Here is a 22,392-nt window from a genome sequence, read left to right as displayed (position 1 = left end):
ATGGCAAGTAAAGTTCAACATGAATCAGCTTGGGCAAGAAAAATGTCCATGAGAGAGCAATTTACCGTAACGAAACGAATTTTTGCTTTCGCAAAACCATATTGGAAGACGTTCTTAGTTGCTATCTTATTTACATCAGTCACAGTAGCTGTTTCTGTTATTATGCCAAGAGTAATTCAAACATTTATTGATGATCATTTGACACATCTAGACGTTACTGTACAAATAGCGACAACATTTGCTTTAACTTATGGTTTCTTACTTCTATTACAAGGTGTATCGAATTATTTATCGACGTATTTATTCAATATGGCTGCTGAAAAGACAGTTGAAAACGTCCGAGATACAATATTTACTAAAATTAATACGTTAGGAATGCGATACTTTGACCAAACTCCAGGTGGATCGATCGTTTCTCGCGTAACAAACGATACAGAAACATTGAAAAACTTTTGGAATACATTCTATGCATTGTTTGAAGGGCTCGTAACGGTCATTTCAGTATTCATTGGGATGTATTTAATGAATCCAAGTATGGCAAAGTTATTCTTAATCTTTGTTCCAATTATGATAGGAATTATTTGGTATTATCAAAGTTATAGTTCACAGGTATATCGCTCAATGCGTGAGAATTTAAGTCGATTAAATACTAAAATTAATGAGTCTATTCTTGGGATGAATGTTATTCAACATTTCCGTCAAGAGAAACGAATTATTAGTGAATTTGATGAACAAAATGAAAAACATTTTGGCGCGCGCTATGAAATGGTAAAAATGAATGCACTCCTATTAATGAGTGTTATTAGTTTATTAGAAGGATTATCCTTAGCTTTAGTAATCTACTTCTTAGGTAGACAATACTTAAATGGTATATTAGAAGTAGGTGTGATTTATGCATTTGTTCAATATAGTTCACAATTCTTTAGACCAATGGGAATGATGATGGATAGTTTAAGTTTACTTCAAGATGGGGTAGTATCAAGTTCACGTATTCTGCGTGTACTGGATCATGAGGAATATGTGCCGGAACAAATTGTTCATGAAGATGCTAAAATCAAAGATGCAAAAATTGAATTTAAAAACTTAACATTCTCTTATGATGGAAATCAAAATGTATTAAACAACATTAGTTTCACTGTTAATCCAGGAGAAACGGTTGCGATTGTCGGACATACCGGAAGTGGTAAGAGTTCAATTATTAATGTCTTAATGCGATTTTATGAGTTTCAATCAGGAGATGTTTTAATTGACGGGCATAGTATTCGTGAGTTTCCTTATGAAGAATTAAGAAAAGATATCGGGTTAGTTCTTCAAGATTCTTTCTTATTCTATGGGGATGTGAATCGAAATATTCGTTTGTTAGACCATTCAATATCAGATCGAATAATTCGTGAAGCGGCACACTTTGTAAATGCTAACTTGTTTATTGAAAAACATTCAGATGGCTATGAGCACCGAGTTATTGAACGAGGAGCTAGTTATTCAAGTGGTGAAAAACAATTAATTTCATTCGCTAGAACGATGGCACGAGATCCAAAGATTTTAATACTTGATGAAGCGACAGCTAATATTGATACGGAAACAGAAGAGTATATTCAGGCAAGTTTAGCGAAGATGCGTCAAAACCGAACAACTATTGCGATTGCTCACCGATTAAGTACGATTAGAGATGCCAATCAAATTATTGTTCTTGATAAAGGTAACATTATCGAACAAGGGAATCATGATGAATTGATTGAGAAAAAAGGGACATACTATCAAATGTATCGACTACAGACTAAAAACTAAAAAAATAAGACATCTAGCTTCCTTCAAATTAGAAGGAAAGTTAGATGTCTTTTTATTAGTCTTTTTTACTTGGGATATATTCGTAATCAGGATCCAATTGTCTGTCTAATTTATCGAAAGCCTCTGCAATCGCAAGATCAATTTGTTTCAGTTCTTCTCGAGTATATTTTTTAGAATCATCGAAAGAAATAGGTTCGCCAATGGCTACTTTTGCTTTCTTACGGAAGAAAAATTCTTTCGCATTCATTGGGGGTTGCAAAGCAATTGGAACAATATCCTTCTTACTCAGCCTTTGGATAAAGGCAGTTCCACCTTTTACTTCAGTAGAGTAGCGTGAGCCTGTAGGGAAAATTCCTAGATGTTTATTCTCTTCGTTCATGACCTCAACACCACGACGAAGTGACATCGGTGATGGTTTTTCTCTTTTGACTGGGAAAACATTTAATTTCGGCAACAAATAGCGGAAGATTTTATTCTTAAATAAAGTATCTTTAGCCATGAAAGCAATCTCAGTTGGCTCAACAACCATTGCTAAGATAATTGGGTCTAACCAGTGACGGTGGGTTGATGCAATAATTGCGACATCCTTTGATAAATCTTCCTGGCCAACGACATAGGGTTTCCCATTAAAAATGTATACAATGTATTTGACTATAAATAATAAAAATGAATAGAGATTCATTACTAACGACCTTTCTATTAAAAAATATGATAAAATTACTATATTATCAGGTTGGGTTAAAGGAGTTTTTATGAAGAAAATCATTCACAAAATAACATTATTAATTTGCGTTCATTGTATTATACCAATAATTCCAGTGGCTTCTCAAGATGAATATGAACTTTTGTCAATTCATCCAAGCGATTCGACTGCGTTCACACAAGGCTTTGAATTAAATGAAGCAGGCGAATTACTGCTAGGAACAGGTTTGTACGGTGAATCAAAGATAGGTTATTTAGATTTAGACACAGGTCATTATGATGTCGTTGATCAATTAGATAAAGAATTGTTCGGGGAAGGTCTGACAGTTACTTCAGATGCAGTGTGGCAACTGACATGGCGTAGTGGCGTGACATTTAAAAGAGATAAAAAAACTTTAGAAATAATTGATACCGTAGATTATGAAGGCGAAGGCTGGGGATTAGCTTATGACGACCAAGAAGATGTCCTTTGGATGTCAGATGGAACGAGTGTCCTTGAAAAAAGAGATCCTAGCACCTTTGAAGTGAATGATACAATTGATGTGACTTATAATGACCAATTAATAGAAGAAATCAATGAGTTGGAATTTGCTAACGGATATATTTATGCAAATGTATGGTATACTAATGAAATCATTGTCATCGATCCAAAAACGGGTATCATAACATATAAGTATGACCTGACTGAAGTTCTCGAAGATAATTTGACAGACCAAGAGTTGGATGAAATAGACTCTCTTAATGGAATTGCTCATATTGAAGGCAATCAGTTTTATATTACGGGGAAACTGTATCCGGTTATATTTAAGATTGAATTAAAGCAATAATAGAAAGGAAATATTATGACAGAACCAGCAATTAGATATGAATTAATTAAAGAAGAGAAAAATACAGGCGCGCGATTAGGCATTTTACATACACCTCATGGAAGTTTTGAAACACCCATTTATATGCCCGTTGGAACATTGGCAACGGTCAAAGGTTTATCACCGGAAGAATTAAAAGATATGGGTGCTGAAATTGTCTTAAGTAACACATATCATCTATGGTTAAGACCGGGAGAAGATATTGTTGAAGAGGCAGGGGGCTTACATAAGTTCATGAACTGGGACCGTGGAATCTTAACAGATTCTGGTGGTTTCCAAGTTTTCTCATTAAGTGATATGCGTAAAATTGAAGAAGTGGGCGTGCATTTTAGAAATCATATTAGTGGAGAGAAATTATTCTTAACACCTGAAAAAGCAATTCAAATCGAAAATGCTCTTGGAGCGGATATTATTATGAGCTTCGACGAATGTCCGGACTTCCATCACAGTTATGACTATGTTAAAAATTCGATTTACCGAACAACTCGTTGGGCTGAGCGTGGACTTAAAGCACATCAACGGCCAGAAGACCAAGCTTTATTCGGTATCGTTCAAGGTGCGGGTTATAAAGATTTACGTATTCAACACGCTAGAGATCTTGTATCACTTGATTTCCCTGGATATTCTATTGGTGGATTATCTGTAGGTGAAACAAAAGAGGAGATGAATAGTGTCTTAGATTACTTAACTCCAGAATTACCTAAAGATAAACCTCGTTACTTAATGGGAGTTGGCTCACCGGATGCTTTAATTGACGGTGTTATACGTGGAGTTGATATGTTTGACTGTGTTCTTGCAACACGTATCGCAAGAAACGGAACTTGTATGACAAGTAATGGACGTTTAGTAGTGAAAAACGCTCAGTATGCTCGCGATTTCAGACCGATTGATGAGAATTGTGATTGCTACACTTGCCGCAATTATACGCGTGCTTATGTAAGACATTTAATTAAGACAGATGAACTATTTGGCATGCGTTTAGCATCGATTCATAATGTTTACTTTTTGTTAGAATTAATGCGAAATGTTAGAAAAGCGATCATGGACGACCAATTACTTGAATTTAGAGAAGATTTCTTCGAAAAATACGGATATAACAAACCGAACGCAAAAAACTTCTAGATTGTGGCTAAATGTCTGAATTTTTGATACACTGTCTTTATGCTTAAAAAATGAAAGGATGACAAACGTTAATGGAATTTATTCTAAGTTTTATGCCGTTTATAGTTTTATTCGCAGTAATGTACTTTATGCTAATAAGACCACAAAAGAAACAGGCACAGAAAAAACAAGAGATGTTAAATGACATGAAACCAGGTGACGCAGTAGTGACTATCGGAGGACTTCATGGTGTAGTAGATGAAGTGAGCCAAAGTAGTCAAACAGTCGTACTTGATTGTGAAGGTGTATATTTAACATTTACATTAGGTGCTATTGCAACTGTTACTCAAGGTGGTAATATTGTAAATCGTCAAAACGAAATTGAAGTAGCGAACGATATTGCTCGCGAAGAAAACCAAGAAGACCTCGCTGAAGAAAGCGATGAAACTGAAAGCACTCTTTAATTTCAATAAAGCTCTAAGAATTCCTGTATAAGGGATTTCTTGGAGCATTTTTTTGTCAATAAATAATGTTATTTACAAATGTTACTTAAACAATAGAGATTGATTTTACGAACAAGTGTTTGTATAATATATACAATAAAGTGAGGTGAGTTGCGTGCAATATGGTATTTTATCTTTTGATGAAGTTGAACCCGATATATCAAGAAAAATTCTCCATGTCGACATGGATGCCTTTTATGCCAGTGTTGAAGTGAGAGATAATCCTAAATTAAAGAATAAGCCTGTTGTTATAGCAAAGCATCCCAAACTTACCGGCGGACGAGGGATTGTATCAACCTGTAATTACGAAGCAAGAAAGTATGGTATTCACTCTGCAATGTCTGCTCAAGAAGCCTATATGCGTTGTCCTAATGCTGTCTTTATCCAAGGAGATTTAAATTACTATCGTGAAATATCGATGCAAATTAGAGAAATATTTAATGAATATACTGATTTAATTGAGCCTGTATCTCTAGATGAGGCTTATTTGGATGTAACGAATAATAAAAAGAATATGAAGAGTGCGACAATCATGGCTATGGAGATAAAGGAGGAAGTTTACCGCCGAACGCGTTTAACTTGTTCTGTGGGGATTTCTTATAATAAATTCATCGCAAAAATTGCCTCAGACTATAATAAACCAAACGGAATTACCTTAGTTGAACCAAAAGATGCAGTTCAATTCTTAAAAGAATTAAGTATCGATAAATTTCATGGAGTAGGGAAGAAGTCACTCCCGAATTTCCATGATATGGGAATTTTCACTGGAGAAGATTTATATGAAAAGTCACTCGATGAATTAATTGATAACTTTGGTAAAATGGGCTATTCCTTATATTTTAAAGTGCGAGGCGTTCATAATACACCTGTGAATAATAAGCGCGAACGAAAATCAATTGGAAGAGAAAGAACCTTCTCAGTATTTCTTGAATTAGAGTCTGAAGTAGTAGATAATATAGTTAAATTGATACACAAGGTGGACAATCGACATCATATTTCTGATATGAGAGCACATACGATTACTTTGAAAATTCGATACGATAATTTCGAGACAATTACTCGACAAATGCAATCTATCGAATCGATTGAGTCTGTTGAAAAAAGTATAGAATTAGCTAAGGAAATTTGGGAAGAGCATGGACATCTTGACCGGACCATTCGATTATTAGGTGTGACTTTTTCAAATTTTGACCACCCTTTATATACATCAATTAAACTTGACTTAGACTAGGAGAATATATATATGGCATTATTTAGTAATACAATTTTTCAAGCATTAATTGCAGGAATATTTACTTGGCTTTGTACATTATTTGACTCTTCATTTGTTTTTCTTTTTAAAGAAGTGAATGATCGCTTTTTGGCAATTATGCAAGGATTTGCAGCAGGAGTGATGATCGCAGCATCTTTTTCGTCGTTACTAGCACCTGCTTTAGAATATGCTGAATCTAGCTCATCATCGTTACCGTCTTGGTTACCCGTAGCAGTCGGCTTTGTGGTAGGAGGTTTATTTTTAAGACTCCTTGACTACACAGTTCCGCATACGCATTTATCTGAAGACCATGGAGACTCAGATAATAGAAAATTACCGAAGACGATGATGTTATTCTTAGCCGTAACCATACATAATATTCCAGAAGGACTTGCCTTAGGTGTTGCCTTCGCGGCAGCAGGCGTTGGTAATGCTGGAGCGACTTTAACTGGAGCCATTGCATTAGCTATTGGTATCGGTTTACAAAATATACCTGAAGGATCAGCCTTATCATTACCATTATATGCGGACGGAAGAACAAAACGAAAAGCATTTCAAATGGGACAGTTATCAGCGGTTGTTGAACCAGTTTCAGCTGTTATTGGGGCAGCAGCCGTTCTAGTTGTTCAAGAAATATTACCTTATGCACTTGCTTTCGCAGCTGGAGCAATGATTTTTGTGGTTGTTGAGCAATTAATACCTGAATCACAATCCTCTAACCATACGGATGAAGCAACTTTAGCATTAATTGGTGGTTTTGTCCTAATGATGATATTAGATGTGGCCTTAGGTTAATAATTATTTTCAATCTGTAAATAAACTGTTATACTGTAAATATCAAATTACAGTATAACAGTTTTTTATTAATCTGGAGGGATTTAGTGACTACAAAGCATGATCAAATACTACAATATATCGAAACACTTCCCATTGGCAAGAAAATATCCGTTCGAGGCATCGCCAAGCATTTGAATATGAGTGAAGGAACGGCTTACCGAGCAATTAAAGATGCTGAAACACTGGGTATTGTCTCAACAATCGAGAGAGTTGGAACAATCCGTATTGAGAAGAAATCAAAGTTTTTACCAGAAATGTTACGCTTTAATGAAATGGTTTCAATAATCGAAGGAACTGTTCTAGGTGGGGAAGAAGGTTTAGATCGTCACCTTAATAAATTCATTATTGGCGCAATGCAAGAAAATGACGTTAAAAGATATTTTGTACCTAATTCACTCATCATCGTGGGAAACAGGGAAGAAGTTCAACAATTGGCGTTAGAGAATGATGTCGCTGTCCTAATTACAGGTGGCTTTGATACGAGTGATAAGATCGTGGAGCTTGCTAACGAGAAGAAATTACCAGTTATTTCGACGCCTTTTGATTCATTTACAGTGGCGACGATTATTAACCGTTCTATGGCAGACCAAGAAATAAAGAAAGAAATTATGACTATTGCCGATATCTTTACGCCGATTGATCAAACGCCTGCATTAACGGCTCAAGATACTGTGAACACATTTTACGAGCTTTCACGTAAATCTGGACTTTCACGCTTTCCAGTCCATCATAACAGCCGTTTGATCGGAGTTGTGACGGCGAAAGACCTCATAGGGAAATCTGAATCAGTCCTAATTGAAAGAGTCATGACTAAAGATTTAGTGACTGTTCAAAAACATATGACTGTCGCAAGTGTCTCACAACTGATGGTGCGTGAAGATATTGAGATGATTCCTGTTATAGAAGATAATATGGAATTAATAGGCGTTGTCTCACGTCAAGATATTATGCGTAATATTCAAATGATTCAAAAGCAACCACAAATTGTTAATACATTTGAAGATGATATTATTATGCACATTGAAGAATATATCTTAAAAACACAAGAACATAAGTATGACTACCACGTTGTTGTCCAACCACAAATGTTAAACAGTTTAGGAACGATTTCTTATGGTGTTCTTTGTGAATTAATTTCGCATTCTGCTTATCAAAAATTTTATGATACAACAAATCAAAATCATATTATTGAAAAGATTGATTTGCATTATTTCAAATTAATTCAAATGGGGAATTTAATTCAATTTAAAGTTGATATTTTCAATCAGAATAGACGAACAGCCCTAATTGAAGTCAATGTTTTCCACGAGAATTCTTTAGTTGCAAAAGCAATTATTACGACCCAAGTTATTGAAACAAAGTAAATGAGTTATAGAAGGGATAGACTATGTATTTAGAAACTGAGAAAGTACAAGAATTATTAACATACATTAAAAAACATGACACAATTATTATTCATCGACATGTGAGACCCGATCCAGATGCATTTGGCTCACAACTTGGCTTAAAGTATCTAATTAAGAATGCTTTTGAGAACAAAAAAGTGCTAGCAGCTGGAACGATGTCAAAAGGGTTATCTTGGATGGGTGACATGGACGAGATTGCAGATTCAGATTATGAAGATGCCTTAGTCATTGTTGTTGATACAGCCAATTATCCTAGAATTGAAGATAAGCGGTATAATAAAGGGGCAAAACTTGTAAAAATAGACCATCATCCTGATGTGGATAGTTATGGCGATTTAGAAATGGTTTATACAAAAGCAAGTTCATGTAGTGAAATTATCGCAAATATTTCACTTGAATTGGGAGAGGCGTTACCTCTAACAAAAGAGGCTGCATTTATGCTATATGCTGGTATTGTCGGCGATACTGGACGTTTTCAATATGATTCAACAAGTGCGACAACACTAACAACAGCAGCAGAGTTACTTAAACAAGGGATTGATCACTTTATTATCAATGACCGATTCAATACAAAATCAATGGAACAAGCGAAATTTCAAGGCTTTGTCTTAGACCAATTAGAAATTACAGACAATGGTGTGGCTCACATCATAATTAATCAAGCTGATTTAAAACGTTACGGAATTACTGAAGAAGAGGCGAATGTCGCTGTCGGAATTCCAGGGAGTATAATGGGTGTGAATACTTGGGCTTTATTTATTGAACAAGAAGGTAGCCATCCATATTGGAGAGTTCGTGTGCGGTCAAAAGGACCAGCAATCAACGAAATAGCGGCTAAATACCATGGTGGAGGCCATCCTAAAGCAAGTGGTGCCTCGGTCTATAGCAAAGAGGAAATGAGTCAATTATTAGAGGATTTAGGGAAAGCAGCGCAAGAATATTTAGATAACATAAGTGAATAGAGAAAAGACCAAGTTGATTTTGAGTCAACTTGGTCTTTTACTTTGTATTTTATTTAATCAAACCAATCAAAGCCTTGTTTATTAATGAGATCATCAGCAGCTTTTGGCCCACTAGACATTGCTGGATAGTTTGGAAAATCAGGTTTCGGTGCCTCTTTCCATAATCGCTGAATATTATCAACAAATTTCCAATCATGTGCAACTTCAAGCCAGTGATTAAAGTTATTTAAATTCCCTTGAATACATGCTAAGATTAGACGCTCGTAATCTGCAGGCATTGCATTAATTTCTTCCTCATCTGGTGAGTATGACAATTCAATTTGTTTTAATTCATTAGTATAACCGATCGTTTCTTGATTTAAATAAAGTCGATAAGCTAGGTCTGGATTAATTTCAATCATTAATCTATTGCTAGGTACACCTTCTTTAGTTGCTTTAAACTGGACATGAATCGTTGTATATTTTCCTTCTAGTCGCTTTCCAGAGCGAATATAGAAAGGTGTACCTTCCCATTCTGGTAAATCAATTAAAACTTTGGCTGCGAAATATGTTTCAGTGGTTGACTCAGCATCTACCTTATCTTCATCACGGTATGCTTTGTACTCATTGGATTCGCTCGCTCCATATTGGCCTCGAACGACATTTTCTTGTAATTCAGCAACAGAATCATATTGATGTAGATTTTTTAAGATATGAATTTTTTCTTGACGAATCGACTCAGGCTCATCGTCCTTTGGTTCGTTCATAGCAACTAATGAAAGCATTTGAAGTGCATGATTTTGTATCATGTCTTTAGATACACCACTATTTTCATAGTAGTCACCACGATCTTCAACACCAACTTCTTCAGCAAGCGTAATTTGAACATGATCGATATTCTCTTTATTCCAAATTGACTTTAACATGATGTTACTAAAGCGTAAATTTAGGAGTGACTTAACAAAACCTTTTCCTAAATAATGGTCAATACGGTAAATTTCATTTTCTTCAAAAGAAACTTGAAGTTGTTCTTGTAATTCATTGGCTGAATTAAAGTCATTTCCGAATGGTTTTTCGATAATTAATCTGTTATAACCTTGTTCCGTAGCTAAGCCAGAACCTTTAATATGCTGCGTAATTATAGGGAATAGACTAGGCGAGAGTGAGATATAGAAGATTCGATTCCCTTGTGTTTGATACTTTTCCTCTAACTCTAAAGCTAATTCTTGTAAATTATGATACTCATCTTCATCATTCACATCGTGTGATTGATAATAGAAGTGTGATGCAAATTCTTCAGCATGTGCTTGGTCATCAATTTCATTTTTAATACTGTTTAGGACTACCTCACGCAAATAATCGTCTGTCCAAGGGCGACGAGCAGTTCCTATTAATGCAAAATGTTCAGATATATAATTGTTTTTGTATAATCGATATATTGCTGGAAATAACTTACGGGCAGCTAAATCACCCGTAGCTCCGAACAATGTAATGAGTAAACGATATTTTTCCATGAAATCCCTCCATCTGTAACAACCAATATTATAGCTTAAAAATGACCTAGTTACAATTTAAGGAGAAAAAAATCTAATAATTTGTTCATTTTATTCTAATATTACTATGGTTTGTTTTTTTTAACCGATACTTGTATAATTTGACATGTTAGTAAAAAGTACAGTGAAAGGAGTATATTATGAAATTATTTAAAGAATTACCATTGAAACAATTTATTCAAGATGCGTTATTAGACATTCACTTTGAAACTTTAACGCCTGTTCAAGAAGAAGTTATTCCACAAGCTTTAGATGGACAAAGTTTAATTGTTCAATCCCAAACCGGCTCAGGAAAAACACATAGTTTTTTAGTGCCCATCTTAAACCAAATTGATGCAGATGCAAATGAAGTCCAAGCAGTAGTTACTGCACCAAGTAGAGAATTAGCAGAACAATTATATAATGTAGCAATTCAACTTGCTGAATTTTCAGAAAAACCAATCAAAGTCGTGCGTTATATCGGAGGTACTGATAAGCAACGTCAACTTGAGAAATTACAAAATAATGAACAACCTCAATTAGTTATTGGTACTCCGGGGAGAATTTTCGACTTAATGTCTGAAAATGCACTTTGGGTTCAATCAACCAAAACATTCGTTGTTGATGAAGCTGACATGACAATGGATTTAGGATTTTTATCGATAGTAGACGAGATTGCCTCAAGAATGCCGGAAGAATTACAAATCATGGTTTTCTCAGCAACAATCCCTCAAACATTAGAAGTGTTCTTAAATAAATATATGACGGCACCAAAAGTAATCGAAATCGATAATCAAGGTGTAATCGCTGATATGATTGAGAATTACTTAATCTATACGCGGGGCAGAGATAGAGCGGAGATAGCTTATTCCTTACTAACAATGGGTGAGCCATATTTAGCACTGATCTTCTGTAACACAAAGCAATATGCCGATGAAGTCAGTCATTTCTTAAAAAATAAGGGACTAAAAGTAGCGACGATTCATGGCGGACTAACACCTAGAGAACGTAAAAGAGTGATGCGACAAATTCGTGATCTAGAATTCCAATATGTCGTCGCGACAGATTTAGCTGCCCGTGGTATTGATATTCCAGGAACGTCTATGGTTATTAATATGGAAATTCCTACTGAATTAGAATTCTTTATCCACCGAGTTGGTCGTACCGGACGTAACAATATTAAAGGTGTTGCTTATACTTTAATTGAGCCTGACAATGAACGTGACATTCATACTTTAGAGAAAAAAGGGATTGAATTTGAGCACGTTGACATCATAAAAGGTGAAATTAGAGAAGTTAAAGCTAGAAATGCTCGTGCAAAACGTGAAGACAAAAAGAAAAATGAAGATACTGTGATTAAAGGTATGATTCAACGTAATAAAAAACGTAAAGTAAAACCAGGCTATAAGAAAAAATTAGATCGACAAATCCAATCACATAAACGAACACAAGAACGACAAAATAGCCGCAAGAAATAACAAAAAACCAGCTTTCCAAATTTTAGTGGAAGCTGGTTTTAATTTTGTTAAATTTATTTTTCTTCATCATTATTGTCATCGTTGTCTTGACTCTCAGTATCATCTTTAAAGTCTAAATCGATTGTATCGATTTCATCAAGGTTATTCATAATAGTATGAATAAATTTAGTATGGTTTTTAAAAGCAAGATACAATAGGAATAAAGTAATAGCAGCTAAAGTAAACTGTGTTGCGACGAATCCCGGAATCAGTATCGACATTAACTCCAGTAATAGAATTGGCACAAATGAGATTACAACTGTTAACTTCAGTCTTGCTTTGAAATTAATGGCTCTAGTCAGTCGAACATTAAAGAAACCAGCCATAATACTGATTAATATAATTTGGAACCAGTAAACGAAGAAAGCAGTCACTAGCATTACTACAAACATCATTGTATTAATTGAAAATGATTCTTCAACAATATAATTTAAGAATAATTCAAAGCGATGATTGTTTGCAAAAAGATAATCATAACCTGGGATTTCTTGAACAACCTCACCAACAGTTAGAAAGGCGTAATCCTCAATAATAAAGATCCCAAAAGGGGAACTAGGCATCAACATTTCTCTTTGTTCAGCGGGAATTTCAGTTTCAAAGCCCATTTCTGTATTGACGGAATCATCAATGACAATTTGCACTGAATCGGATTGATAATAGAGTGGTTTTTCTCCTTCAGCTATATTCAAAGTTCCTTCTGATAAAGAATACTCTGGAATATACTCAACAGCGTTAGAGAAGTCATCTGAAATTTGTGAAAAAACTGGAATAATATTAACAAACATCGCTAGTGTCATTGCTAATATCGAACCAAAAGCAACCAAATGAATATATTTCCACGGCACATTTATCGATTCAATATAATAGCGAGGGTTCTTTAACCCTAGTTTAAGTAAATTAAATATTTTCTTCATTGAACCGTCCTTTACTAATTAAATTCATTAATTTATCATACCAAAGTCAATTGAATTATCAAGTAAATTTATGACTTTGCCTTTCTTTAAATAGTAACTTATTTATATTAAATCAATGTGTACTCAAGTTATTTATGTATGATCTGAATTTAGTCAGTTTCCACGCTGATATTTTTTTGAGAGGTCTTTCTATCCCAATAAATAATACCTACTAAACTGATTATACCAATCAAGCTCGATATGCCTCCAAAGACAATCGAACGAGGGAAGTAAGTTAATTCAACATTGTGTTGACCACTTGTCATAGGTATCGCCATTAAAGTATCACTTAATACACTTACCGGTTCAACACTTGTGCCATCCACAGTTATGTCCCAAGCTGCATCATAAGGGATCGTGAATAAGACATAAGCGTCATCTTGTTCAATGGAAATATTTCCTTTGATGTGATTGTGACTAGACTGGGTCACATTAAACTTATTATCTTCTTTAGTATCCATCATCTCTTCATAACGCTCTAAGTCAAATTCGTATAATTCAAGTAAATTTGCTTGCAATTCTTCTTCCTCAAGCTCTACATCAAAGTATTGATCTTCACGAACAGTGTCATAACTGGCGTTGTAAACTTGACGTCTCCTAAATGGTGAATAGAATCGATAATGATTAGAGTTTAAATCAAACGAAACATTCTTACTTGAGAACTGACTTGGTATACTAAAGTAGTATGGGTTTCGACTAGTTGTTTCAAAATGCCAACGGATTCTCGGTGTTTGCGCATCGTTTTCTGTTGTATCAACATATGTATAATAATCTCCATCTCCGGTATCCCTTACTTCGACATTTTCATAAGTGACATCCGTAAAGTCATGCTCTGTAAAGTAAGGAGCGCCATTACCGTTATAATCTATGAGACTTAATAATAATTCTTGGTTTTCAATAGGTCTATGTGATGTAAAATCAATTCCATCATTGGCAATATTTGAACTCACTTCCATGCCAATACCAAAGTTTCTTTCGTTTTCGTATACTTTTACCCTTGAATATTGAGTCGAGATAGGGTGGAATTCCATATCTAAATCAGTGGCTTCTGGATATAAGACATAACCTTCGTCCGCTGTGTGTTCGCTCGAATTCGTCGTTGGGGCTAAGAAATAACGAATATTAAAGAAATCATCTAAGAATAGCGTGCCGTTAGTATAGGTTGCAAAGCCATTACCATCAGGTAAGCCAAGATAACCATATAACTCAGGGACATGCGCTTCGATGGTAGAGCCAAAGTGATCCATACCACTATAGTGTGTATACATCGCTTCGTTTTTAGTACGCATAAATGTTTTGTTTATTCGATAGAAATCATTATTTGGATGACGTAAACCAGCTAAACTTTGGTTTAGTGTTTCAGTATAATCTTCAAATTTCGATTGTTGTACATAATTAATATCTGACATAATAATATACGCATTAATGAATAGTTCGCTAAAGACAAATATTAACAGTATCGAGTTTAGAATGATTTTTTTAGGTCTTTCTAATTGATTAATTACGACAAAGGCCAAGAAGAAAGCCAGAGAAATAAAGATGTTAATATTATTTAAGAAAGTATATTCATCAATCCATAAATAATAACCAGAGAATAAAGCCATCGCAACAATGGCAGTAATTAATACACCAAGCGGGAAATGCTTTGGTTGGTTCTTAAAGGCTTTAATGGCCATTACAAGTAGAAAGAAACTTGTCGTGAACGAGAATCTAAAGTGATACCAAATTGGGAATTGTCCGCCATGCCAAAGTTTATTAAATAAATCAAATCTAAAAGAAAGTCCAAACACTGTAAAAATCAATATAGCAACGATTTTTTCAGACAATTTAATTTTTTTATTAATAAAGAAAAGACCTACAAAGAAGATAACTAACATCCCAGCATAGATATTAGGAGAACCTGAAGACATTTCATCAAAGTTGAAACTACCAACGAATAGTTTTGACGCAATATCTTGAATTGTATGAGCAACTTCCCAATCTAACTCAAATTCCATGTAACTTCCTTTGTTTTGGGTTAGAGAGACATAGGTCGGAATAAGGGTAATTCCAGCTATTAAAGCTGCGATGATTGAATGAATTCCAAATCGGAAGTATGAGACAATCGTTTCTTTAATGTTGAATGCATTTTGTTTTTCGACGATGACAAAGAGTGCATATATTGCTAAGAAAAGACAAATCATATAAGCGATATAATAATTCGCAATTAACATAATTGCTAACGAACCAACATAAAGTAAGCGACTCTTTCCACTTATTAATTGATCCAAACCTAAGGCAATAAGCGGTAATAATACTAAGCCATCTAACCACATTATATTTAACTGATACACAATGGTATAACTCATGAAAGTATAGGATAAGCTAAAAATGATTGATGGAAGCGTACTTAAGTCATATTTCTGACGCGAGAAGTACATAAATGTTAAGCTACTTGCCAGTAATTTGAGGTAAGTAATTAACGTTACTGCTATTTCAAAGTTTGACTCGTTAAATAATAAAAAAATCAAATTAAAGGGACTCAACAAGTAGTATACCCATAAACCTATCATTTCTCCACCTATCGCTTTTTCAAAGCTGTAAAGGAGCATTTCAGGCGAATGGGTTAAAGTTTCTTTATACATACTAAAGAAATCAATATATTGTTGACCTAAATCAACAGTAAGCATTGTATCTTTACCAAAAGGCGCAAATTGAAAAACTATTGCAAGCCCGATAAAGAAAATCGATACAAAAAAACTATTTAATAAATATGGTTTAAATTTATTTATCATTTTGTGACTCCTAACGAAATTAATAATCCTATCATATACTAACAAAGAAAAATCTGGTAATCATCTTTTTAGTGTGTAAAATTTATGAAGATTAAATAAAGATTGATGTTACTCTTTGGCTTTGATACAATTTTGATTAATTGTTTGATATAATAATCAGGTGAATTTAAACTATTAGAGGGGAGAAGATAAATGGCACTTTACAAAATAAAGCAAAAGAAAACACGTTCGCATATACCTGGACGATTGAATCTCTTGTTTTTTATTTCGTTTTTGGTGTTTACTGTGTTATTTATCCGATTAGGATATATTCAATTATATAGTGGTGAACGTTACTCCAATATGGTAGAACGAACCGAATCAACGTTATCAACTGGTTCAGTACCCAGAGGGATGATGTACGATAGTAATGGGAATATTTTAGTGGGTAATAGACCGGAGCAAGCCATTCTTTATACACGTGATCGTGATTCAAGAGTGTCGGCTCAAGATATAGTAGATATTGCAACACAACTTGCTTCATTAATTGAAGTTCCAACGTCTAATTTAACTGAACGTGATTTAAAAGATTATTTCATTATTAAGAATGAAGACTTAGTTAATAGTCGTTTAACTGAAGATGAGTTATTATTGCCTGGACCTGAGTTATATAGCGTCCAATTGGAATACGTTACGGATGAAGATATTCAATTTAGTAACGCTGAAATGAAGATTGCGGCATTATTTAAACAAATGAATAGTGCCTATGCCTTATCGACCGTCACAGTGAAAAATCAAAATGTGACAAAAGAAGAGGTTGCACGTGTATCTGAACAATTAAGTCAATTGCCTGGTATTAGTATTGGGACCGATTGGCAACGTGTATATCCAATGGGAGAAATGCTTAGATCGATCTTCGGTCAAGTTTCAACTGAACAGGGCGGTATACCAAGTGAATTAGCTCCAGAATTACTTCGTCGTGGTTATGCTATGAATGACCGTGTTGGAATGAGTTATCTTGAACAAGAATATGAGAATACCCTAAAAGGTACAAAATCATTATTTAACTTTGTGACAGATTCTTCAGATGATATCTTAGAAAATGATATGTTATATAAAGGAACTAAAGGGGATAATTTGGTTCTGACAATCAATTCTGAATTCCAAAGTAAACTAGATGAAATTGCTGAAAATTCATTGAGAACGATGGAACAACAAGGACTGAATGACCGTGTATACATCGTTGCATCAAATCCAAAAAACGGGGATATCTTAGGTATCTCAGGAAAACGATTTGAATACAATGAAGATACAGATTCTTATTATACGGACAAAATCGTTGATGATACACTTGGAGCGATTAATACGAGTTATGGTATGGGGTCAAGTATAAAACCTGCCATGGTAGCTACAGGTTACATGGAAAATGTTATTTCTTTAGATAATAATATCCTAGTGGATGAGCCGTTGAAATTCCAAGCCTCACAAGTAAAAACATCAGTATTTAACCGTACTGGCGAAATGCCAATTGATGATATTGAAGCTTTACAAAAATCATCGAATATTTATATGATTAAATTAGCGATGATGATTGGTGGGCAGATGACTTATGAAGAAAATGACCGCTTATCTATTCATGATAACACAATCAATATCATACGTGATTATTTAGCTCAGTTTGGTTTAGGAACAACTACCGGAATTGACTTGCCTGTTGAATCAGCTGGATTTAGTCCAGAAAGTGATCAACTTGTAAGTGCACTCGATTTATCCTATGGACAATTTGACCTGTATACACCTTTACAATTAGGACAATACGCAGCAACTATCGCTAATGGCGGTATACGTTATGCACCTAGACTAGTTAAAGAAATACGTGGAACGGATGCGAATGGAGAATTAGGTTCTGTTAAATCATCGAATGAAACTGAAATCATGAATGTTATACCAATTGATGAAGCAGCGATGGAGCGAATTCATGAAGGGATGAGACAAGTATCGCACACACTTGACGGCACTGCGCGTTATCTATTCATGAATTACCCAATTGAAGTTGGATCTAAGACAGGGACTACAGAGGCATTCTATTCTGGCCCGATCCAATATGCACAAAATCAACCGGTAACTAACGCGACATATATTGGTTTTGCACCATTTGATGATCCAGAAATTGCTATTTCAGTAGTTATTCCATATTTAGAAGAAGAAAACTGGGGACGTGAAAGTACTCGTGTTGCCCACCAAGTTATGAACGCTTATTTCGAAATACAAGCTGAAACAAGTGGGACAATTGAAACATACTTAGATAGTCCAGCTACTCAAGAAATTAACTAATAGAAACACACCCACTTTCTAAATGGAAGTGGGTGTTTCTTTGTACAAAAAAAGCTTTGTGGGTAAAATTTAATCCACAAAGCTAAATTCTTTATATTAATAGTAGTAATATGCTCCATCTGTAATCATTGAAGCGATATCGTGAATACTCATATCAGAATTCAATTCAAAATCTCCGGCTTGGATCACAGCATTTAAATCCCACTCATCTAATAAGCTTTGGAATTCGTCAGCTGAGTCAATAAATCCGTCTGATTCTAGTCGAGCAGCAATTTCACTAGATGCTTCGCCTGAAGCAATCGTGAAGCTGCCTTCTAAGTCTGGTTGAGCTTCGGTTACTTCACCTGTTTCTGAAACTGAATTATCAGCTTCAGTATCTGTGTCAGTACCAATGTCCGTTGTCTCTGTATCAGATTCATCGTTATTTGTTTCCGTGCCAGTATTATCAAGTTGAGCAACAAGTGATTCGTTAGCTTCTGTTAAGCTGCTTATCTGTTTTTGCGCAGATGATTCGTCTTGATTACCTCCAGAAGATAGTGATTCATTTAATGAATCACGCTCTACAACTAAAGAACTTACTTGTTCTTCATATTGACTTATCTGCTCTTGATCGCCAGAGCCGAGTAGAGAGTTAACTTGTAACCCTTCAACTGGGGCTTGACCTTGAACAAAAATGGCGAAAGCGCCTGATAAAATGCCGGCAGAAAGAAATCCGATACCTAATGAACGTAATGTGTTTTTTTTCATCGAATGTTCCTTTCTAACGATTTTCAATATAATCGTCAATAACTTTTTGAATCGTTACTGAGTTCAATTGAACTTCTTGACTGATTTCATGCATTGTATAACCTTGAGAGTAAAGACGGATAATCATTTCGTGTTGATTATCTGAAACTTCTTCTATCTCTTGTGATTCTACAAGTTCTTCATCGTATACTTCATCAGTTGAATTATATACAACTGTTTCGTTATATGGTGTGTTTTGAGATTTTTCAAGTTCAGCTAAACGAGTTTTGATTGCGTATAACTCTTCTGATTGTTGAACTGTATATTCATTCATTTGCTCAGTAACATCTTGGTCATCTCCTGCGAAGAATGAAGCAATTAATAAGATAATTGCAATGACTAATAAGGCAATGACTAAAATCCAAATGTCCATAAAGCACCTCTTTCCGTGAGTTTGTATTCTTACTTCATATAATTTTATCAAATCTGCAACAAGATTCAACTCTAAGCATGTTACAGATTCGTAATAATTTAAATTCATTTTACCAATATATATGGAAAAGAGCAAAATATAAAGAGTTTTTTGAAAATAATATTTGTTACTTGCACATTTTGTGATATAATATTTTGGTATTGTATAGAGAATACATTAAAAATCAAAACTCAATTAAGTTTGGAGGGATAATAATGCGCATTAATATTAATTTAGAATGTACTGAGTGTGGAGAACGTAATTACTTAACAAATAAAAACCGTCGTAACAACCCTGATCGTTTAGAGAAAAATAAATATTGCCCTCGTGATCGCAAAGTTACACTTCACAGAGAAGTTAAAAAATAAGTCTATATAACACGATACAGAGATTCATCGAGAAATCGAGGATCTCTGTATTTTTTTGCTTATATTTTAATCCATTAAAAGCATCATGTAATTTAACTGAATTACTATGGTTTACTAGGGGCAAACTATGGTAGAATACATGAGTGCATGGGAGGAGAGCGGATACAAATGAGAGATAATATAAGTGAAAAGGTAAAAATTCGATGTTCAACGCTCGCTTCACTGAAAGCCATGGATGAAAATCATCGCAAGAAGCTAGAAGCCAATTTAAGCGAGCAATTAATCAATTATATAAATGCTAATCAATTTCAATCGATTGGTTTTTATTACGGTTTTCATCCTGAAATTAACACGCCATTAATTATGGAAGAGATATTTAAATTAACAAATAGTTCATTATATTTGCCTAGAATAGAAGCTAATTATCAATTAAGCTTTCGTGAATATCAAGACGAAACTCAATTAGAAACGGTTCAAAGAAAAATCAGACAACCGAAAAGTGATGCAAAAAGCATTCATATAGAAGAGATTGATTTATTAATCGTCCCAGGTGTTTCTTATCAAGAGAATGGCTATCGGATTGGTTTCGGTGGAGGCTATTATGATAGAGCCCTTGCAGGTGCTAATATCGATACCGTGTCACTCATCTTTAATGAGCAACTTTACCCTAATGTATCATGGAAGGTTGAGGCGCACGATATTCCGATTAAAAAGCTGATTATTCCAGGAAAAGGAGAATTTGATGAACAATCAATTTAAAGTGTATAATCAAAAGCAATATAGACCATTTATGACCTATATATTTTTAGGTATTAATGTCGCTGTCTACGTATTTATGCTATTAAAGTATCATACAACAACGGATATTATGGCATTACTTGAGATGGGAGCCAACTTTTCACCCGCGGTGATTATCTTTAATGAATGGTGGCGACTATTAACTGCGGCCTTCATCCATATCGGTTTTTCACATATTTTAATGAATGGAATTTCATTGTATTTTTTAGGTATGGATTTAGAGAAGATACACGGTCACGGTAAATTTGCATTAATTTACTTAATTTCGGCGATTGGGGGAAACTTATTTTCCTTTGCATTTAACGTGAATGTTTCTGCAGGGGCATCCACGGCAATATTTGGGATGTTTGCGAGTTACTTAGTGTTAGCGTATTTAAACCCCGATTCACCCATATTTAAACAAAGGGCGAGTACATTCACAGTTTTACTAGTATTGAATTTCTTGAATGGTTTATTTACATCAGGAATTGATAATTGGGGACATCTTGGTGGGGCGATATTTGGTGCTTTAATGACGTTTGCGGTTGGTTTTGGATCAAAGCGAACATTAACAAGGATAAATCGTCTACTAGCTATTTTAGCTATGCTCGTGATCGCACTGATACTAGTATTTATCGGTCGTAATCGGATTTTAAGTTAATATTTTAAATAAATGATAATAAATGAAAATAGAGGAGTCAGGTAGGAAATGAATATTTTATTATTTCTTTTAGCGTTAATCGCTATCGGTTTAGTTGCTTATGGGATTTATTTGTTAGTATTATGGGTGATGCGTAAACAATCCGCAGAAATGGCTGAAAGTCATGAGATTAGAGAGAACATCCGTAAAGTTCAAATTATTGATGTGAGAGAAACACCAGAATTTGATGCTAATCATATATTAGGAGCAAGAAGTATACCGATGTCACAGTTTAAGCAAAGATTCAGAGAAATCCGTAAGGATAAACCTGTGTATTTATATGATGATGCATTGAATTATGCATCAAGAGCAGCCAATATCTTAAAAAAAGAAGGCTATGATAAGATTTATATCTTAAAAGGTGGCTTTTCAAGTTGGACTGGAAAAGTTAAATCAGAACTATAATCGACTATTGAAAAAAGACACGCTACATCTGAAAAGATGTGACGTGTCTTTTGCTTTAGTTAAATGTAGATAAACTAACCATTAAACTTATAACAACTGAAGCTAGCATAATTACTACCATTGCAATTGCGACAAATCTAACAATTCGATCCATCTTTGATTTTTTACCTTTATTCGATTGAGCCGCAAGTTTATTCCAATTTCTTTTTTTCGATTTAGCCATATTGCATATCCCTCACTTTTGTAGCCATTATTATAATTGTAAATATAAAAAACGTCAAATCAATCATAGAGAACAATTATGAATAGACTATAACCTGAATAATTCATACCTCTATAATTTAAGCTGGTTTCTTGAATAAATTAATCGTTCTTGGAAAAATTGGGAATTTTTCTACAAAATAGTGCGTTCTCGAAGTAGATTTTAACTAAATGAACCTTCTTACGATTCTCTTGTTT

At 34.5% G+C, this 22,392-nt stretch carries 21 protein-coding genes; 14 read left to right on the top strand and 7 right to left on the bottom strand.

The genetic code is table 11. The features are described 5' to 3' along the window. Positions 1 to 1,788, top strand: a complete 1,788-nt coding sequence (locus tag ACEN33_RS03200) for an ABC transporter ATP-binding protein (protein WP_407090896.1) — start codon at positions 1 to 3, stop codon at positions 1,786 to 1,788. Between the two features lie 55 nt (positions 1,789 to 1,843). Here the strand turns inward: ACEN33_RS03200 and ACEN33_RS03195 are convergent, their stop codons facing one another. After that, positions 1,844 to 2,470 carry a lysophospholipid acyltransferase family protein gene (locus tag ACEN33_RS03195; RefSeq protein WP_407090895.1) on the bottom strand — a complete coding sequence of 209 codons (627 nt, stop codon included), beginning with the start codon at positions 2,468 to 2,470 and terminating at the stop codon, positions 1,844 to 1,846. Between the two features lie 70 nt (positions 2,471 to 2,540). On the opposite strand from ACEN33_RS03195, the gene ACEN33_RS03190 reads away from it, so the two are divergent. The 7 genes from ACEN33_RS03190 (at position 2,541) to ACEN33_RS03160 (ending at position 9,417) form a co-directional block, all read left to right on the top strand. Continuing rightward, positions 2,541 to 3,317 carry a glutaminyl-peptide cyclotransferase gene (locus ACEN33_RS03190; RefSeq protein WP_407094553.1) on the top strand — a complete coding sequence of 259 codons (777 nt, stop codon included), beginning with the start codon at positions 2,541 to 2,543 and terminating at the stop codon, positions 3,315 to 3,317. A gap of 15 nt (positions 3,318 to 3,332) precedes the next feature. After that, on the top strand, positions 3,333 to 4,478 hold the full coding sequence (tgt, locus tag ACEN33_RS03185) for a tRNA guanosine(34) transglycosylase Tgt (RefSeq protein WP_407090893.1): 1,146 nt from the start codon (positions 3,333 to 3,335) through the stop codon (positions 4,476 to 4,478). 71 nt (positions 4,479 to 4,549) lie between these two features. Continuing rightward, positions 4,550 to 4,921 carry a preprotein translocase subunit YajC gene (yajC, locus tag ACEN33_RS03180; protein WP_407090892.1) on the top strand — a complete coding sequence of 124 codons (372 nt, stop codon included), beginning with the start codon at positions 4,550 to 4,552 and terminating at the stop codon, positions 4,919 to 4,921. Between the two features lie 154 nt (positions 4,922 to 5,075). Beyond that, positions 5,076 to 6,191: a DNA polymerase IV gene (dinB, locus tag ACEN33_RS03175; protein WP_407094552.1), complete on the top strand. Its 1,116-nt coding sequence runs from the start codon at positions 5,076 to 5,078 to the stop codon at positions 6,189 to 6,191. A gap of 12 nt (positions 6,192 to 6,203) precedes the next feature. After that, positions 6,204 to 7,007 (top strand): ZIP family metal transporter, encoded by an 804-nt coding sequence (locus ACEN33_RS03170; RefSeq protein WP_407094551.1) that lies wholly within the window; start codon positions 6,204 to 6,206, stop codon positions 7,005 to 7,007. 86 nt (positions 7,008 to 7,093) lie between these two features. Continuing rightward, positions 7,094 to 8,413 carry a DRTGG domain-containing protein gene (locus ACEN33_RS03165; RefSeq protein ID WP_407090692.1) on the top strand — a complete coding sequence of 440 codons (1,320 nt, stop codon included), beginning with the start codon at positions 7,094 to 7,096 and terminating at the stop codon, positions 8,411 to 8,413. A gap of 23 nt (positions 8,414 to 8,436) precedes the next feature. Next, positions 8,437 to 9,417: a DHH family phosphoesterase gene (locus tag ACEN33_RS03160; protein WP_407090691.1), complete on the top strand. Its 981-nt coding sequence runs from the start codon at positions 8,437 to 8,439 to the stop codon at positions 9,415 to 9,417. A 53-nt stretch (positions 9,418 to 9,470) separates the two neighbouring features. Here the strand turns inward: ACEN33_RS03160 and zwf are convergent, their stop codons facing one another. After that, positions 9,471 to 10,910 (bottom strand): glucose-6-phosphate dehydrogenase, encoded by a 1,440-nt coding sequence (gene zwf, locus ACEN33_RS03155; protein WP_407090690.1) that lies wholly within the window; start codon positions 10,908 to 10,910, stop codon positions 9,471 to 9,473. A gap of 179 nt (positions 10,911 to 11,089) precedes the next feature. On the opposite strand from zwf, the gene ACEN33_RS03150 reads away from it, so the two are divergent. Next, the gene (locus tag ACEN33_RS03150; protein ID WP_407094550.1) at positions 11,090 to 12,406 is read left to right on the top strand and encodes a DEAD/DEAH box helicase; all 1,317 of its coding nucleotides are present in this window, start codon (positions 11,090 to 11,092) and stop codon (positions 12,404 to 12,406) included. Positions 12,407 to 12,459: 53 nt separating this feature from the next. Here ACEN33_RS03150 and ACEN33_RS03145 read toward each other — a convergent pair whose 3' ends face one another. Continuing rightward, complete coding sequence (locus ACEN33_RS03145; protein ID WP_407090688.1) at positions 12,460 to 13,359, bottom strand: DUF1189 family protein; 900 nt, start codon at positions 13,357 to 13,359, stop codon at positions 12,460 to 12,462. Positions 13,360 to 13,508: 149 nt separating this feature from the next. Then, complete coding sequence (locus ACEN33_RS03140) at positions 13,509 to 16,172, bottom strand: YfhO family protein (protein WP_407094549.1); 2,664 nt, start codon at positions 16,170 to 16,172, stop codon at positions 13,509 to 13,511. Positions 16,173 to 16,364: 192 nt separating this feature from the next. Here ACEN33_RS03140 and ACEN33_RS03135 point away from each other — a divergent pair, with 192 nt between their 5' ends. Then, positions 16,365 to 18,485 (top strand): peptidoglycan D,D-transpeptidase FtsI family protein, encoded by a 2,121-nt coding sequence (locus ACEN33_RS03135; RefSeq protein ID WP_407094548.1) that lies wholly within the window; start codon positions 16,365 to 16,367, stop codon positions 18,483 to 18,485. Positions 18,486 to 18,581: 96 nt separating this feature from the next. Here the strand turns inward: ACEN33_RS03135 and ACEN33_RS03130 are convergent, their stop codons facing one another. Then, positions 18,582 to 19,232 (bottom strand): hypothetical protein, encoded by a 651-nt coding sequence (locus ACEN33_RS03130; protein ID WP_407094136.1) that lies wholly within the window; start codon positions 19,230 to 19,232, stop codon positions 18,582 to 18,584. A gap of 13 nt (positions 19,233 to 19,245) precedes the next feature. Then, on the bottom strand, positions 19,246 to 19,644 hold the full coding sequence (locus ACEN33_RS03125) for a hypothetical protein (RefSeq protein WP_407090684.1): 399 nt from the start codon (positions 19,642 to 19,644) through the stop codon (positions 19,246 to 19,248). Between the two features lie 254 nt (positions 19,645 to 19,898). Here ACEN33_RS03125 and rpmG point away from each other — a divergent pair, with 254 nt between their 5' ends. The 4 genes from rpmG (at position 19,899) to ACEN33_RS03105 (ending at position 21,933) form a co-directional block, all read left to right on the top strand. Beyond that, positions 19,899 to 20,051, top strand: a complete 153-nt coding sequence (gene rpmG / locus ACEN33_RS03120; RefSeq protein WP_138403678.1) for a 50S ribosomal protein L33 — start codon at positions 19,899 to 19,901, stop codon at positions 20,049 to 20,051. 168 nt (positions 20,052 to 20,219) lie between these two features. After that, positions 20,220 to 20,810, top strand: a complete 591-nt coding sequence (locus ACEN33_RS03115; protein ID WP_407094547.1) for a 5-formyltetrahydrofolate cyclo-ligase — start codon at positions 20,220 to 20,222, stop codon at positions 20,808 to 20,810. After that, entirely contained in the window at positions 20,794 to 21,489 is a 696-nt protein-coding gene (locus tag ACEN33_RS03110) for a rhomboid family intramembrane serine protease (protein WP_407094546.1), read from the top strand. The genes ACEN33_RS03115 and ACEN33_RS03110 overlap by 17 nt, the downstream gene beginning before the upstream one ends. Positions 21,490 to 21,537: 48 nt before the next feature. After that, positions 21,538 to 21,933, top strand: a complete 396-nt coding sequence (locus ACEN33_RS03105; protein ID WP_407090681.1) for a rhodanese-like domain-containing protein — start codon at positions 21,538 to 21,540, stop codon at positions 21,931 to 21,933. 55 nt (positions 21,934 to 21,988) lie between these two features. Here the strand turns inward: ACEN33_RS03105 and ACEN33_RS03100 are convergent, their stop codons facing one another. Further along, a complete protein-coding gene (locus ACEN33_RS03100) occupies positions 21,989 to 22,156 on the bottom strand; it encodes a DUF4044 domain-containing protein (RefSeq protein WP_138403682.1) in 168 nt (55 codons plus the stop codon). Positions 22,157 to 22,392 lie beyond the last annotated feature (236 nt).

It is taken from the genome of Ruoffia sp. FAM 24228 (genome assembly GCF_045528575.1).
Classification (GTDB): Bacteria; Bacillota; Bacilli; order Lactobacillales; family Aerococcaceae; genus Ruoffia; species Ruoffia halotolerans.
This window is presented reverse-complemented; position numbering and strand designations above follow the sequence as displayed.

Excerpts from the sequence above, each read along its gene's own strand:
- ACEN33_RS03145 (WP_407090688.1), bottom strand. The coding sequence starts at position 13,359 with ATGAAGAAAATATTTAATTTACTTAAACTAGGGTTAAAGAACCCTCGC.
- rpmG (WP_138403678.1), top strand. The coding sequence starts at position 19,899 with ATGCGCATTAATATTAATTTAGAATGTACTGAGTGTGGAGAACGTAAT.
- ACEN33_RS03160 (WP_407090691.1), top strand. The coding sequence starts at position 8,437 with ATGTATTTAGAAACTGAGAAAGTACAAGAATTATTAACATACATTAAA.
- zwf (WP_407090690.1), bottom strand. The coding sequence starts at position 10,910 with ATGGAAAAATATCGTTTACTCATTACATTGTTCGGAGCTACGGGTGAT.
- ACEN33_RS03110 (WP_407094546.1), top strand. The coding sequence starts at position 20,794 with ATGAACAATCAATTTAAAGTGTATAATCAAAAGCAATATAGACCATTT.
- tgt (WP_407090893.1), top strand. The coding sequence starts at position 3,333 with ATGACAGAACCAGCAATTAGATATGAATTAATTAAAGAAGAGAAAAAT.
- ACEN33_RS03135 (WP_407094548.1), top strand. The coding sequence starts at position 16,365 with ATGGCACTTTACAAAATAAAGCAAAAGAAAACACGTTCGCATATACCT.
- ACEN33_RS03115 (WP_407094547.1), top strand. The coding sequence starts at position 20,220 with ATGAGAGATAATATAAGTGAAAAGGTAAAAATTCGATGTTCAACGCTC.
- ACEN33_RS03170 (WP_407094551.1), top strand. The coding sequence starts at position 6,204 with ATGGCATTATTTAGTAATACAATTTTTCAAGCATTAATTGCAGGAATA.
- ACEN33_RS03125 (WP_407090684.1), bottom strand. The coding sequence starts at position 19,644 with ATGGACATTTGGATTTTAGTCATTGCCTTATTAGTCATTGCAATTATC.
- ACEN33_RS03100 (WP_138403682.1), bottom strand. The coding sequence starts at position 22,156 with ATGGCTAAATCGAAAAAAAGAAATTGGAATAAACTTGCGGCTCAATCG.
- ACEN33_RS03150 (WP_407094550.1), top strand. The coding sequence starts at position 11,090 with ATGAAATTATTTAAAGAATTACCATTGAAACAATTTATTCAAGATGCG.
- ACEN33_RS03130 (WP_407094136.1), bottom strand. The coding sequence starts at position 19,232 with ATGAAAAAAAACACATTACGTTCATTAGGTATCGGATTTCTTTCTGCC.
- ACEN33_RS03140 (WP_407094549.1), bottom strand. The coding sequence starts at position 16,172 with ATGATAAATAAATTTAAACCATATTTATTAAATAGTTTTTTTGTATCG.
- ACEN33_RS03200 (WP_407090896.1), top strand. The coding sequence starts at position 1 with ATGGCAAGTAAAGTTCAACATGAATCAGCTTGGGCAAGAAAAATGTCC.
- yajC (WP_407090892.1), top strand. The coding sequence starts at position 4,550 with ATGGAATTTATTCTAAGTTTTATGCCGTTTATAGTTTTATTCGCAGTA.
- ACEN33_RS03195 (WP_407090895.1), bottom strand. The coding sequence starts at position 2,470 with ATGAATCTCTATTCATTTTTATTATTTATAGTCAAATACATTGTATAC.
- ACEN33_RS03190 (WP_407094553.1), top strand. The coding sequence starts at position 2,541 with ATGAAGAAAATCATTCACAAAATAACATTATTAATTTGCGTTCATTGT.
- ACEN33_RS03105 (WP_407090681.1), top strand. The coding sequence starts at position 21,538 with ATGAATATTTTATTATTTCTTTTAGCGTTAATCGCTATCGGTTTAGTT.